This is a genomic window from Amycolatopsis sp. NPDC104863 (assembly GCF_055582965.1).
The window spans coordinates 271,090-286,850 of sequence record NZ_JBVJOW010000007.1 but is presented as its reverse complement, the minus strand read 5'-3'; the positions used below and the strand labels follow the sequence as shown (position 1 = coordinate 286,850).

Below are 15,761 nucleotides of genomic sequence, written 5' to 3'. Positions count from 1 at the left end.
GCGAGCTCCTAGCTTTCCAGCTCGTTGTCGAGCAGGTCGAAAAGTTCTTCCGCGGTCGCCGAGTCCAGCTCGCTCCCGCCGTCGCCGGAGACGCGGGCGACACATTCGGCGGCGAGCGCCCGCAGCCGGGCGGCCGCCCGCTGGGCTTCCTCGGCGTCGACCGCCGTCAGCAGGCCTTCGAGGCCGGCCAACGCGGTCCGCAGCGCTCCGCCGGCCTCGGCCTCGGCGCTGGGCAGCTCGGTGTCGAGGAACTTCGCCAGCGCGGCCGGGTTCGGGTAGTCGAAGATCAGCGTCGCCGGCAGCCGCAGCCCGGTGGCCGCGTCGAGCTGGTTGCGCAGCTCGACCGCGGTGAGCGAGTCGAAGCCGAGGTCGAGGAACCCGCGCTCGGCGCCGATGTCCGCCGGCCCGCTGTGCCCGAGCGCGAGCGCGGCCTGCGTGCGGACGAGGTCCAGCAGCGCCTTCGAACGCTCTTCGCCGGACAGCCCGGCGAGCCGCTGGGTGACCGGCTGCGGCTGGGCCACGGTGGTCTTCCGCGGCGCCCGGACCAGGCCGCGCAGCAGAGCGGGGACGCCGTCACCGGCCTTCGCCCGCAGGGTCGGCAGGTCGAGCCGCATCGGGACGAGCAGCGGGTGTGCACTGTGGACACTGGAGTCCAGCAGCGCCAGGCCGTCGTCGACCGACAGCGGGAGGACGCCGCTGCGGGTGATGCGGCCGCGGCCGTCGTCGTCGAGGGTGCCGGTCATGCCGCCACCGGTGTGCTCCCAGGAGCCCCAGGCCAGCGAGTGGGCGGGCTTGCCGGTCGCGCGGCGGTGCTGGGCCAAGGCGTCGACGTAGGCGTTGGCGGCCGCGTAGTTGGCCTGGCCGGGGCTGCCGAGGACACCGGAAGCCGAGGAGAAGAGGACAAACGCGTCGACGTCGCCGACGAGGTCGTGCAGGTTCTCGACCGCGTCGACCTTGGCCGCGAGGACCCGGTGGAGCTGCTCGGGTGACAGGTTGGTGACCAGGCCGTCGTCGAGGACGCCGGCGGTGTGCACAACGGCGGTGAACTTCGTGTTCTTGACGAGGTTCTCGACGGCGGCGCGGTCGGCGACGTCGCAGGCCACGACCTCGGCGCCGAGCTCGGTCAGCTCGGCCGCGCCCGGGGCGTCCGGACCCCGGCGTGACGCGACGACCAGGCGATCGGACTTCGCGACGAGGTGACGGACGACGAGCGAGCCGAGGCCGCCCGTGCCGCCGGTGACCAGGACCGTGCCGGTCAGACCGTCCACATCGGACGGCTCTGCGGTGGCCTTCGCGAGCCGCGGGGCCAGGAGCCGGGACGCGCGGATCGCGAGCTGCGGCTCGTCCGTGGCGAGTTCGGCGGCGGAGCCGTCGGTGTCCACCAGGACGAACCGGCCCGGGTTCTCGGACTGGGCGGCGCGGACCAGGCCCCAGACCGTCGAGTGGGCCCGGTCCGGGACGTCTTCGCCGGGGGCTGTGCTCACCGCGCCGGTGGTGACGAAGACGAGCTGCGCGTCGGCGAGCCGGGGGTCGGCGAGCCAGTTCTGGACGAGGTGGAGGGCCTGCTCGGCCGCCTGGTGCGCCGCGGCGGCGTTGGCGCCGTCGACCGGGAGAGAGGTGAAGACCATGCTGGGGGCGGGAAGGCCGTCCAGCTCGGCCTGCAGGGCGGCGAGGTCGGCGAACGAGCCGAGGTCGGCGAAGGCGCAGGCCGGGTCGTCGTCGGCGGTGGCCAGGGCGACGCGGCCGCGAGGGGCGGGCGCACTCGGGACCGGGAGCCAGTCGACGGTGAAGAGCGCGTCCTTCTCGGAGCGGGCGCCGGCGAGGAGTTCGGGCGACAGCGGCCGCGAGACGAGCGACTCGGCTTTGGCGACGGGGTTGCCGTCGCTGTCGGCGACCTCGACGGTGAGGCCGCGGGTGCCGGTGGCGCCCAGCCGGACACGGAGGGCGTCGGCGCCGGCGAGGTGCAGGCGGACGCCGGTCCAGGAGAAGGGCAGGCCCGCGTCGGCGGCGTCGGCGAGCAGCCCGGGAATGCCGACGGCGGGGTGCAGGGCGGAGTCGAGCAGGGCGGGGTGCAGGCCGAAGCGGGGGGCGTCGGCGCGGACGTGCTCGGGGAGAGCGACCTCGGCGAAGATCTCGGTGCGGTCGCCTTCGGTGCGGCGCCAGGCTTGGCGGAGGCCGCGGAAGGCGGGGCCGTAGGTGAGGCCGCTGTCGGCGATGCGGTCGTAGATCCCGTCGAGCGCGACGGGTTCGGCGCCGGGGGGCGGCCATTCGGTGAGGGCTGCGGCGGGCTCGCTCGCGGCGGTGGCGGGAAGATTGCTCGCCGCCGAGGCCGATCCGATCGCAGCGGTCCCGGAAGCGGGCTCGCTCGCGTCCAGGCCGCGCTCGGCCGACTCGCCCACCTCCGCGCCGAGGAACCCGCTGGCGTGCGCGGTCCACTCGTCCTCACCGTCAGCCGGGCGGGAGTCCAGCCTCAACGCGCGGCGGCCGTCCTCCTCCGCCGGACCCACGTGCAACCGAACCGCGACCGCGCCCTGCTCCGGGATCACCAGCGGCGCTGCCAGCGTCAACTCCGACAGCTCCGCTCCGCCACCCGTGTGCAGCGCCATGTCGATGTACGCCGTTGCCGGGAGGATCACCGTGCCCAGGACCACGTGGTCCGCCAGCCACGGGTGGCTGTGCAGCGACAGCCGTCCCGTGGCCACCGAAGCGCCGTCGGGCAGGGTCAGGGTTGCGCTCAGCAGCGGGTGCGCTCCCACGCCCTGGCCGAACGCGCTCGCGTCGCCGGCCGTCTCACCCGGCGTGAGCCAGAAGTGCTTGTGCTCGAACGGATACGTCGGCAGCTCCACCAGCCGCGCGCCGGGGAAGAACGAGTCCCAGTCCAGCCGGGTGCCGGTCACGTGCAGGCGCGCCAGCGCCGACAGCACCGCGCGCGGCTCGTCGAGGTTCTTGCGCAGCAGCGGAACCGCGCCCTCGACCAGCGACGACAGCGCGCCGTCGGGGCCCAGCTCCAGGAACGTCCGGACACCGGCCTCGCGCAGCGCAGCAACCCCGTCGGCGAACCGGACGGCTTCACGGACGTGCCGCACCCAGTACTCCGGCTCGGTGAGGTCGGCGTCGCCGCCGGTCAGGGTGGAGACGACCGGGATCGTCGGCCGGGCGAAGGCGAGCCCGGACACCACCGCGCGGAACTCGGCCAGCATCGGGTCCATGAGCGGCGAGTGGAACGCGTGCGACACCGGCAGCCGCTTGGTCTTGCGGGCCTTCTCCACGAACCGCGCGGCGATCGCCGCCACCGCGTCCTCGGCGCCGGACACCACCACGGCTTCCGGTCCGTTGACCGCGGCGATCGACACGCCGCCGGTGAGCAGTGGGACCACCTCGGCCTCGGTGGCCTGCAGCGCGATCATCGCGCCACCCTCGGGAAGCGCCTCCATCAGCCGCCCGCGGGCGGTGACCAGCCGGGCCGCGTCGGCCAGGGACAGCACCCCGGCGACGTGGGCCGCGGCGATCTCGCCGATCGAGTGCCCGGCGACGAAGTCCGGCCGGACCCCCCGCGACTCGGCCAGCCGGAACAGCGCGACCTCGATCGCGAACAACGCCGGCTGGGTGTTCCCGGTCCGGTTGAGCGCGGCGGCGTCCTCCCCCCAGACGACGTCACGCAGGCCGGGGTCGAGCTCGGCGAGGACCGCGTCGAACGCCGTCGCGAAGACCTCCGAAGACGCGTACAGCTCACGCCCCATGCCGAGCCGCTGGGCGCCCTGGCCCGAGAAGAGGAAGGCCAGCTTGCCGTCCACAGTGGACCCGGTGACGACGTTCGCGTCCGGCTCCCCGGCGGCGAGCGCGGCCAGCGCGTTCTCGGGATCGGCCAGCACCACGGCGCGGTGCTCGTGCCCGGCCCGGCTGCGCGCCAGCGTGAACCCGACGTCGCCGGGCCGTGCACTCCGCAGCGCCGAAAGCACCTGTCCGGCCTGGGCCCGCAGAGCTTCCGGGGACCGGGCGGACAGCGGCAGCGGACCCGGGACGTCGGCCGAGGTGGCCTCCGCCGCGGGCGCCTGCTCGAGGATGACGTGCGCGTTGGTGCCGCTGATGCCGAACGACGACACCGCCGCGCGCCGCGGGCGGCCGGCTTCCGGCCAGGGCCGGGCCTCGGTGAGCAGCGAGACGGCGCCGGAAGCCCACTCGACGTGCGGGGTCGGCTCGTCGGCGTGCAGGGTGGCCGGCAGCAGGTCGTTGCGCAGGGCCAGGACCATCTTGATCACCCCGGCGACCCCGGCCGCGGCCTGGGTGTGGCCGACGTTCGACTTCACCGAACCCAGGTGCAGCGGCCGGTCGGTGTCGCGGCCCCGGCCGTAGGTGGCCAGGAGCGCGTCGGCCTCGATCGGGTCGCCGAGCGACGTGCCGGTGCCGTGCGCCTCCACCGCGTCGACGTCCGAAGTGGACAGTCCGGCGGCTTCGAGGGCCTGCCGGATCACGCGCTGCTGGGACGGGCCGTTGGGGGCGGTGAGGCCGTTGGACGCGCCGTCGGAGTTGACCGCGGAGCCGCGGACGACCGCGAGCACGGGGTGGCCGAGCCGCTGGGCGTCGGAAAGCCGTTCCACCAGCAGCATCCCGGCGCCCTCGGCGATGCCGAAGCCGTCGGCGGCCGCGGAGAACGGCTTGCAGCGGCCGTCGCGGGACAGCCCGCCCTGCTTGCTGAACTCGGCGAACAGGTCGGTGGTGCAGACGACGGTCGCGCCGCCGGCCAGCGCCAGCGAGCACTCGCCGGAGCGCAGCGCCTGGGCGGCGAGGTGCAGGGTGACCAGCGAAGACGAGCACGCGGTGTCGACGGTGACGGACGGGCCTTCGAGCCCGAGTGTGTAGGAGATCCGGCCGGAGACGACGCTGGCCGCCGAGCCGGTGGACAGGTAACCCTCGCCCTCGGGAGCCTGCAGCAGCACGTTTCCGTAGTCCTGGCCGTTGGTGCCCGCGAAGACGCCGACCCGCTCACCGCGCAGGGACGCCGGGTCGATCCCGGCCCGCTCGATGGCCTCCCACGACGTCTCCAGCAGCACACGCTGCTGCGGGTCCATCGTCAGCGCTTCCTTCGGGGAGACGCCGAAGAAGTCCGCGTCGAAGTCGCCGGCCGCGTCGAGGAACGCGCCGGTGCGGACGTAGCTGGTGCCCGGGCGGCTCAGCTCCGGGTCGTAGAGGCGGTCCATGTCCCAGCCGCGGTCGGCGGGCACTTCGGCGACGGTGTCGACACCTCCGGCCAGCAGGTCCCAGAACCGCTCCGGGGTGTCCGCGCCGCCGGGGAAGCGGCAGCCGAGGCCGACGATCGCGATCGGCTCGGTCGCGCGCCGCTCGGCGTCGGCGAGCCGCGCCTGGGCGTCGTCCAGGTCGGCCACCGCGCGCTTGAGGTAGCGGCGGAGCTTGTCCTCGTTGTCCATGCGTTGCACCTCGTTCGAAGCGGGGGCGGTCAGGCCGTGCCGAAGCGGTCGCCCAGCAGGTCGAGCAGGTCGTCGTCGGTGGCCGCGGCGGTCAGCGACACCGCGGTCGCGCCGCGCGCCTGGTCCCACAGCGGGCGCAGCGCCTGCACCCGGTGGGTGATCCGGGCGAGCGCGGTCTCGTCGGGGACGAGCGCGGCCAGCGAATCGGGGGTGAGCGCGGTGAGCGCGGCCTCCAGCCGGTCCAGCTCGGCGAGCAGCGGCACGGCGGTCTCGACGGCCGGTTCCCCCAGCTCACCGGTCAGGAGCCGGGCCACGGCCAGGGGGTTCGGGTAGTCGAAGACCAGCGCCGCCGGCAGCGGCAGCCCGGTCGCGGCGGTGAGCCGGTTGCGCAGCTCCAGCGCGGTCAGCGAGTCGATGCCCAGCGCGCCGAACGCGCGTTCGGCGCCGACCTCGGCGGCCCCGGCGTGCCCGAGCACGGACGCGGCCGTCGTGCGGACCAGCTCCAGCAGCCGCTTCTCGCGGTCCTCTGTGGACAGTGCGGCCAGCTCGGCGCGGAAGCGGGACGCGTCCACGGTCCGGGGCTCGCCGTTCGCCCGTGCCGGGGCCGGCACCAGCCCGGACAGGATCGCCGGGAGCGCGCCCGCCTTGGCGTCGGCCCGCAGCCGGGCCCGGTCGAACGGCACCGGGACCAGCGCGGTCTCGCCGGACGCGCACGCGGCGTCGAACAGCGCGGCGCCGTGCTCGGCGGTCATCGGGACGAGCCCGCCGCCCTCCAGGCGCTGCAGCTGCGCGTCACCGAGCGCGCCGGCCATGCCGCTGCGCTCCTCCCACAGGCCCCACGCCAGCGCCGTCGCCGGGAGGCCGCGAGCGACCCGGTGCGCGGCGAAGGCGTCGAGGAACAGGTTGGCCGCGGCGTACGGACCCTGGCCCGCGCCGCCGAAGGTCCCGGCGAACGACGAGAACAGGACAAAACTGTCGAGGTCGAGCCCGGCGGTCAGCTCGTGGAGGTTGAGTGCCATGTCGACCTTCGGCGCGAACACCCGCTCGACCTGGCCGGGGGTGAGGTCCGGGATCAGCCCGTCGTCGAACACCCCGGCGGAGTGGACGACGGCCGTCAGCGGGTACTCGCCGGGGATGGTGGCGAGCGCCGCCGACAGCGCGTCCCGGTCGGCGCCGTCACAGGCGCAGACCTGCGCCTCGGCGCCCAGTTCGGCCAGTTCGGCCACCAGCGCGTCGGCGCCGGGGGTCTCCAGGCCACGGCGGCCGAGCAGCAGCAGCCGCCGGACGCCGTGCGTGGTGACCAGGTGCTTGGCGATCAGCGAGCCGACGCCCTTGAGGCCACCGGTGACGAGCACCGTGCCGCGGTCCCACTTCGGAGCTTCCCCCTGCTGCTGCGGCGAAAGCCGGGTCAGCCGCGGCACCGAGGCGTGGCCCTCGCGGAGCGCGAACTGGTTCTCGCCGCCCAGCAGCGTTTCGATCAGCACGGCCGTGGACTCGGGGCTGCCGTCGGTGTCCACCAGCACGAACCGCTCGGGGTTCTCGGCCTGCGCGGACCGCAGCAGCCCCCAGACCGGGACGTGCGTGAGGTCGACGTCCTCCTGCTCGCCGATCCGGACGGCGCCGGAGGTCACGACGACGAGGCGCGTGTGCCGCAGGTTCGGCTCGGCGAGCCAGTCCTGCACGGTCTTGAGCATCGTCGTGGTCGCGGTGCGCGCCTGCTCGGCCAGCAGCGCCGACGTCGCCGCGCGCTGCGGCGGCAGCGACAGGAAGACGTATTCGGGGACGGGGCCGGCGGCCAGCGCGGCGAGGTCGGCATGACGCTCGCCCTGCGCGCCCGCGGCTTCGAGGGCGGCGGTGACCTTGAGCTCGTCGTCCCCCAGCAGCGCGAACGTCCCGGACGTCGTGGGCGTGACCGCCGGGTGCTCGACCCAGTCGACCCGCAGCGGCGGCTCGACCGGCGCGGAGCCGTCCCCGACCGGGCGCATGACCAGCGAGCGCACGGCGGCGACCTCGGCGCCGGTTTCGTCGCCGACCAGCACCGACAGCGCGTCCGGTCCGGCGGCGCGGACGCGGGCGCGCAGCGTCGTCCCGGCCGGGCGGCGCAGGCGCACGCCGCTCCAGCTGAACGGGCCGCGCCCCTGCCCGGGGTCACCGAGCACGCCGAACCACGCGCCCTGCAACGCGCCGTCGAGCAACGCGGGGTGCAGCACGTACGAACCGGCCTCGCGGTGCAGGTCCGGCGGCAGGGCCAGCTCCGTGAAGACGTCGTCGCCGCGGCGCCAGGCCGCGCCGACACACTGGAAGGCCGGGCCCGCGTGGACCCCGACGTCCGCCATGGTCTCGTAGAAGTCTTCGAGGGAAAGGGTTTCCGCGTTCTGCGGCGGCCAGACCGCGAGCTCGCCGGAGTCCTCCTCGGCCCCGGCCGGGGCGAGCTGGCCGGTCGCGTGGACCACCCACTCCTCCTCGTCCTCGGTGCGGGACGCGAGGGTGAACGCGCGGGCGTCGCGCTCGTCGGGGGCGTTGACGGTGACCTGGACGACCACCGCGCCGTCACCCGGGACGACCAGCGGCGCGTGATGGGTCAGCTCGTCCACCCGCGGGCAGCCGAGGCGGCTTCCGGTGTGCACGGCCATCTCCAGCATCGCGGAGCCGGCCAGCACCACGGTGTCGCCGAGGGCGTGGTCGGCGAGCCACGGCTGGGCGGCGAGCGAAAGCCGGCCCGAGAGGTAGGTCGCGCCGGTGTCGGCGGCGTGCAGGACCGCGCCGAGCAGGCCGTGCTCGGCCGGGCGCAGGCCGACGGTGGCGACGTCCTGGCTGCCCTGGCGCGGCTCCAGCCAGTAACGCTGGTGCTGGAAGGCGTAGGTGGGCAGGGAAACCCGGCGCGCTCCGGCGAAGACCGGCGTCCAGTCGACGTGGCCGTGGTGCAGGTGCAGCTCGGCCAGTGCGGTCCGGAACCGCTTCTGCCCGGTGTCGCGGCGCAGGGTCGACAGCACCGGCCGGCCGTCGGCGGCCTCGTCGAGCGGCGCGCCCAGCACCGGGTGCGGGCTGACCTCGAGGACGTGCGTGAAGCCGTCCTTGAGCGCTTCGACGACCGTCGGGAAGAACTTGACCTGGCTGCGGAGGTTCTCCAGCCAGTAGTCCCCGGTCAGCGTCGTCGTGGTGATCTTCGCGCCGGAAACCGTGGAGTAGAAGGGGATCGTGGTGACGGTCGGCGCGACCGGCTCCAGGTCTTCGAGGATGACGTCGGCCAGCTGCCCCACCTGCGGGTGGTGCGAGGCGTACGACACGCCGATGCGGCGGTAGTGGGCACCCTCGTTCTCGCAGACGACGGCCAGTTCGTCGAGCGCGGTGACGTCGCCGGACACGATGACCTGCGCCGGGCCGTTCACCGCCGCGACGGCCAGCTTGTCGCCCCACGGCTCGATCAGCTCGGCCGCGCGTTCGGCGGACACGAGGATCGACGACATCCCGCCTAGACCCTCTAACGCCCGCAATGCCCTCGCGCGAAGGGCAACCACCCTAGCGCCATCACCAAGGGATAACGCACCTGAAACAGTCGCCGCGGCGATCTCACCCTGGGAGTGACCCACCACCCCGGCAGGCTCGACACCGTACGAACGCCACAGGGCCGCGAGCGACACCATGACCGCCCACAACAGCGGCTGGACGACGTCGACCTGACCCAGCGCGGACTCGTCGGCGAGCTTGTCGAACAACGACCAGTCGACGAACTCCGACAACGCCGCGTCACACTCCCGCAGCCGCGCGGCGAACACCGGTTCCAGGACGGCGAGCTCGAGTCCCATGTGGACCCACTGCGAGCCCTGGCCGGGGAAGACCATCAGCACCCGGCTCGGCCCACCCGAGCCCGAACCGGTCAGCGGCAGGTCCGCCAGCCCGGCCAGCAGCTCGTCACGGTCGCTCGCGACCACGGCGCCGCGGTGTGCGAACTCCGTGCGGCTGAGCAGGGAGAACCCGAGGTCGGCGAGGGCCAGCTCCGGGTGCTCCAGCACGTGCGCACGCAGCCGGGCGGCCTGGTCCCGCACCGCCTCCGGGGTGCGGCCGGACAGCGCGACCGGGACCGCGCCGGCCGGTACCCCGGCACGCTCCCCGACCTCCGCTTCCGGCGCCTGCTCCAGGATGACGTGCGCGTTGGTGCCGCTGATCCCGAACGACGAGACGCCCGCGCGGCGAGGCGCGTCCGACTCCCACGGACGGGCTTCCTGCAGCAGCTCGACCCCGCTGCCGTCCCAGGCGATCCGGGACGACGGCGTCGAGGCGTGCAGCGTCTTGGGCAGCACGCCCGCGCGCAGTGCCTGCACCATCTTGATCACACCGCCGACACCCGCGGCCGCGGCGGAGTGCCCGATGTTGGACTTCAGCGACCCCAGCCACAGCGGACGGCCGGCGGCGCGGTCCTTGCCGTACACGGCGATCAGCGCGTCGGCCTCGATCGGGTCGCCCAGCGAGGTGCCGGTGCCGTGCGCCTCGACCACGTCGACGTCGGCGGCGGACAGCCGCGCGTCCTGCAGCGCGGCGAGGATCACGCGCTGCTGCGACGGGCCGTTCGGGGCGCTCAGGCCGCTGCTCGCGCCGTCCTGGTTGGTCGCGGAGCCGCGGACGACCGCGAGCACCTCGTGGCCGTTGCGGCGGGCCTCGGAAAGCCGCTCCAGGACCACAACGCCGACCCCTTCGGACGCGCCGAAGCCGTCGGCGCCGTCGCCGAACGCCTTGCAGCGGCCGTCCGGGGCCAGCGCGCGCTGCTGGCTGATCTCGATCTGGCCCTGCGGGGTGGACATGATGGTGACGCCGCCCGCGAGCGCGAGGGTGCACTCGCCGCTGCGCAGCGCGCGGGCCGCGAGGTGCAGGGAGACGAGCGAGGACGAGCAGGCGGTGTCGACGGTGACCGCGGGCCCTTCCAGGCCGAACGTGTAGGCGACCCGGCCGGAGATGACGCTGGCCGCGCTGCCGGTGAACAGGTACCCCTCGTACTCTTCGGACACCCCGCGGGCGGCGGCGGTGTAGTCGTCGGACCAGCCGCCGATGAACACCCCGGTCCGGCTGCCGCGCAGCGAGCGCGGGTTGATGCCGGCGTGCTCGATGGCCTCCCAGGACACTTCCAGGAGCTGCCGCTGCTGCGGGTCCATGACGACGGCTTCGCGCGGCGAGATGCCGAAGAACTCGGCGTCGAACTGGTCGGCGCCACGCAGGTAACCGCCGGAGCGGACGTAGGTCTTGCCGGGCTTGGCGGGCTCGGGGTCGAAGATCGCTTCGTGGTCCCAGCCGCGGTCCTCGGGGAAGCCGCCGATGGCGTCGGCCTCGTCGGTGACGAGCCGCCAGAGCGCGTCCGGGCCGTCGACCCCGCCGGGGTAGCGGCAGCCCATGCCGACCACGGCGATCGGATCGTGGTCCTCGAGCTCACGCACGCGCTGACGGGTCTGCTGCAGATCAGCGGTGACCAGGCGGAGGTATTCGCGGAGCTTCTCGACATCAGCCATTTCAGCTTCGACCTCATTCGGCGCAGGCGGGCGGTTCGACGACCGCGAATTCCAATTTCCACGCTATGGACCGGCCCTCGCGCCGACAACCCCTACCTCTCCCCTAGACACCCCTGCGCCCCCGCCGAGCTGGGGAAGCTCGCCGGGGGCGCAGGAGGGGCGGTACGGGTCAGGCAGTCAGTCCGTTGTCGATGAACTCGAACAATTCTTCGTCGGTTCCGAAATCGAAAGAATCGCCGGAAGAACCGGATTCCCCGTCGATCCAGCCGGCCAGGAACGACTGCAGGCCGACCTTCAGCTGCGCCCGTGTGATGCCGTCGGGCGCCGTCTCGGCGAAGGCGCGGCCGAGCTTGTCCAGCTCGGCGAGCACCGAAGCCGCCGTCGTGGTGTCTTCCGGGACGAGCCGGCCGGCGAGGTACCGGGCCAGGACGGCCGGGGTCGGGTAGTCGAACGTGAGCGCCGTCGGCAGCTGGAGGCCGGTGAGCGTGTTCAGCCGGTTCCGTGTTTCGACCGCGGTGAGCGAGTCGAACCCCAGCTCGGTGAACCCGCGGCCGGGGTCGATCGCGGCGGGCGACGCGTGCCCGAGCACCGCGGCGGCCTGGGCGCGCACCAGGTCCAGCAGGACGGCCTCGCGGTCCGCCGGAGCGGTGTCGGCCAGCCGCTGCCGCAGGGCCGCTCCCGCGTCCGCCGTGGCGACGGCCGCGGCGGGCGCCGAGACCGGCACGACCGCCTCGGGCAGCTGGTCGAGCAGGGCCCGGGGCCCGTGCCGCTCGACCAGGCGCGGCCAGTCGACGTCGGCGACCCCGACGGCGACGTCCTGGTGGTCCAGGGCGAGGCCGAGGGCGGTGACCCCGGCGGCCGCGGCCATCGGCGAGACGCCCTCCTTGCCGAGGCGCTCGGCGATCGTCTCGTCCGCGGCGAGGCCGGTGCCGCCCCACGCGCCCCAGGCCACCGACGTCGCCGGGAGCCCGGCCGCGCGGCGCTGTTCGGCGAGCGCGTCCAGGTAGGCGTTGGCGGCGGCGTAGTTGGCCTGGCCCGCGTTGCCGATGACGCTGGCGAACGACGAGAACAGCACAAACGCGTCGAGGTCGTGGGTCAGTTCGTGCAGGTTCCGGGCCGCGTCGACCTTGGGCCGCAGCACGGTGGTGAAGCGGTCCGGGGTGAGCGAGTCGAGCGCGCCGTCGTCGAGGACACCGGCCGCGTGGAACACGGCGCTGAGGGGCCCGACGCCGTCCATGAGCCTGCTGAGCGCGTCCCGGTCGGCGGTGTCGCACGCCGCGACGGTGACGCCGGTGCCGCACGCCCGCAGCTCCTCCGCCAACTCGGCGGCGCCTTCAGCGGCTTCCCCGCGACGGCTGGTGAGGACGACGTGCTCGGCGCCGTTCGCGGCGAGCCAGCGGGCGACGTGCGCGCCGAGTGCCCCGGTGCCGCCGGTGACCAGCACGGTTCCGCGCGGCCGGTACGTCTCCCCGGCGGCCCCGCCGACCGGGCTGCGCACCAGGCGGCGGCCGAACAGCTCGCCGTCCCGCACCGCGACCTCGGTCTCGGTGCCGGAAAGCGCGGCGACCAGCAGGGTCTCGTCCGCGCCGGCGGGCAGGTCCACCAGGCCGCCCCAGCGCTGCGGGGCCTCGATGCCGGCCACTCGGCCGAAGCCCCAGAGCTGGGCCTGCACCGGGTCGACGGCGCCGGGCTCGCGGGTCGGCGAGACCGCGCCGCGGGTGACGCACCACAGGCGTGCCGCCGATTCGACGTCGCCCATGGCCTGGGTCAGGTGCAGGGTCCCGACGAGGTCGAGCAGCGAAAGGACCCCGGTGAACGGCTCGCCGGTGAGCAGCTCCGCGAACGCCGCGCGGTCCGTGCCGGCCTCGACACCGACGTGGACCACCTCGGCGCCACGGTCGTCGAGCCGCGGTGCTTCGACGCCGGGCGGGGTCAGGACCAGCCAGCGGCCGGTGAGCCGGGCCGCGGCGGGCCGGGACAGCGGGGTCCAGGCGACCCGGTAGCGGAGGGCGTCCTGGCTCGCCCGCTCCTCGCGGCGGCGCTGCCAGCCGGACAGCGCCGGGAGCACAGTGCCGAGCGAGTCGCTTTCGACGCCGAGGGTCTTCGCGACCTCGTCGACGTCTTCCTCGCGGACGGCGGTCCAGAACGCGGCCTCGGCGGCGTCCGTGGATCCCTTCGTTTGGGGCGCGTCGAGCCAGAACCGTTCGTGCTGAAAAGCGTAGGTGGGCAAGCAAACCTGGTGAGCGCCCTCGAACAGCGGCGTCCAGTCGACCCGGCCGTGGCGGACGTGCAGCTCGGCCAGCGCCGTCCGGAACCGCGGCTGGCCGCCGTCGCGGCGCAGGGTCGAGAGCACCGGGAGACCTTGCGCCGCTTCTTCGAGGGGCGCGCCGAGGACGGGGTGCGGGCTGACCTCCAGGACGTGCGTGAAGCCGTGCTTGAGAGCCTCGACGACGGTCGGGAAGAACTTCACCTGGCTCTTCAGGTTCTCCAGCCAGTACTCGCCGGTGAGGGTCGCCGTGTCGGCCTGCGCACCGGAAACCGTGGAGTAGAACGGAATCTCGGTGCTCACCGGCGACACCGGCGCCAGGTCGCGCAGGATCACGTCGGCGAGCTGCCCGACCTGCGGATGGTGCGAAGCGTAGGAAACGTCGATGCGCCGATAGCTCTCGCACCGCTGCGCCAGCTCGTCCAAAGCGGACACCTCACCCGAGACGACCACCTGCGCCGGACCGTTCACGGCCGCCACCGCCAGCCGCTCGTCGATCAGCTCAGCGGCCTCTTCCGCGGACACTCGCAGCGACGCCATCCCGCCTAGACCCTCTAACGCCCGCAACGCCCTCGCACGAAGAGAAACCACCCTAGCGCCATCACCAAGGGATAACGCACCTGAGACGGTCGCCGCGGCGATCTCACCCTGCGAGTGCCCGACCACCCCGGCGGGCTCAACACCGTAGTGGCGCCACAGAGCGGCGAGCGACACCATCACCGCCCACAACAGCGGCTGCACGACGTCGACCTGGCTCGTCTCTTCCGCCAGCTTGTCGAACAGGGACCAGTCCACGAACTCCGCCAACGCGGCGTCGCATTCACGCAGACGCTCGGCGAAAACCGGCTCGCGCTCAGCGAGGTCCAGGCCCATCCGGACCCACTGCGAACCCTGACCCGGGAACACCATCAGCACCCGGCTCGGCCCGCCGGACCCCGAACCGGTCAGCGAGAGGTCCGTCAGCCCGGCGAGCAGCTCGTCCCGGTCGGCGGCGACCACGGCACCGCGGTGGGCGAAGTTCGCCCGGCCCGTGGCCAGCGAAAACCCGAGGTCTCCCAAGGACAACGCCGGGTGCGCCAGCACGTGCTCACGCAGGCGCGCGGCCTGGTCCCGCAACGCGTCCGGCGTGCGGCCGGACAGCAGCACCGGCACCGCGCCCGGCACCTCGGACCGCTCGACCTCGACCGCGGGCGCCTGTTCCAGGATCACGTGGGCGTTCGTCCCGCTGATCCCGAACGACGAAACACCGGCCCGGCGAGAAGTGTCCGAGGCCCACGGACGAGCCTCCTGCAGCAGCTCGACACCACCGCCGTCCCACTCGATCTTGGACGACGGCGTCGACGCGTGCAGCGTCCGCGGCATAACACCCGCCCGCAGCGCCTGCACCATCTTGATGACCCCGCCCACCCCGGCGGCGGCCTGGGCGTGCCCGATGTTCGACTTCAGCGAACCCAGCCACAGTGGACGGTCAGCCGGCCGGTCGACGCCGTAAACCGCTTGCAGCGCCTGGACTTCGATCGGGTCGCCGAGCGCGGTGCCGGTGCCGTGCGCCTCGACGAGGTCGACGTCGGCGGCGCCGAGCCGTGCGTTCCGCAGGGCCGCCTGGATCACGCGCTGCTGCGACGGGCCGTTCGGGGCCGTCAGGCCGTTGGACGCGCCGTCCTGGTTCACCGCCGAGCCGCGGACCACGGCGAGGACCTGGTGGCCGTTGCGGACGGCGTCGGAAAGCCGTTCCAGCAGCAGGAACCCGATGCCCTCGGCCGCGCCGAAGCCGTTCGCGTCGTCCGAGAAGGCCTTGCAGCGGCCGTCCGGGGCCAACGCCCGCTGACGGCTGAGGCTCGTGAACGTCGCCGGGGTGCACATGACCGTGACGCCGCCGGCCAGCGCCAGCGAGCAGTCCTGGTTCCGCAGCGACCGCACCGCGAGGTCGATCGCGACCAGCGATGACGAGCACGCCGTGTCGACCGCCATCGTCGGCCCTTCCAGGCCGAGGGTGTAGGCGATGCGGCCGGTGGCGGTGCTGGCCATGTTGCCGTTGTCGAGGTAGCCCTCGAGGTCGGCGGGCACGGTGTCCAGCCGCGTCGAATAGTCACTCTGCAGCACCCCGGCGAAGACGCCGGTCAGGCTGCCCTTCAGGGAGTCCGGGTTGATGCCGGCGTCCTCGAGGGTCTCCCAGGCGACCTCCAGCAGCTGCCGCTGCTGCGGGTCCATGGCCAGAGCCTCACGCGGCGAGATCCCGAAGAACTCCGCGTCGAAGTCGTTCGAGTCCCGCAGGAACCCGCCGGAGCGCACGTAGGTCTTCCCGGCCGCGTCGGGGTCCGCGTCGAACAGCTTGTCCGTGTCCCAGCCGCGGTCCGCGGGGAACTCGCCGATCACGTCGGCGCCCTCGGTGACCACGCGCCACAGGTCCTCGGCCGACGTGACGCCGCCGGGGAAGCGGCAGCCCGTGCCGACGATCGCGATCGGCTCGTGCGCCGCGTCCTCGACCTCCACCAGGCGACGGCGGCTGCGCCGCAGCTCGGTGGTCATCCACTTCAGTTCCTTGAGGAGCTTCTCGTCGTTCGGCATGGG

General features: G+C 73.9%; 2 protein-coding genes and 1 pseudogene. All 3 read right to left on the bottom strand.

The window, feature by feature from the left end; translation table 11 throughout:
• Positions 1 to 8 precede the first annotated feature (8 nt).
• On the bottom strand, positions 9 to 5,384 hold the full coding sequence (locus tag ACZ63J_RS34755; protein ID WP_465399188.1) for a type I polyketide synthase: 5,376 nt from the start codon (positions 5,382 to 5,384) through the stop codon (positions 9 to 11).
• Positions 5,385 to 5,455: 71 nt separating this feature from the next.
• Positions 5,456 to 10,924, bottom strand: a pseudogene (locus ACZ63J_RS34750) (type I polyketide synthase); the annotation flags it as partial.
• Positions 10,925 to 11,093: 169 nt separating this feature from the next.
• On the bottom strand, positions 11,094 to 15,758 hold the full coding sequence (locus ACZ63J_RS34745; RefSeq protein WP_465398962.1) for a type I polyketide synthase: 4,665 nt from the start codon (positions 15,756 to 15,758) through the stop codon (positions 11,094 to 11,096).
• Positions 15,759 to 15,761: the final 3 nt, after the last annotated feature.

Excerpts from the sequence above, each read along its gene's own strand:
- ACZ63J_RS34745 (WP_465398962.1), bottom strand. The coding sequence starts at position 15,758 with ATGCCGAACGACGAGAAGCTCCTCAAGGAACTGAAGTGGATGACCACC.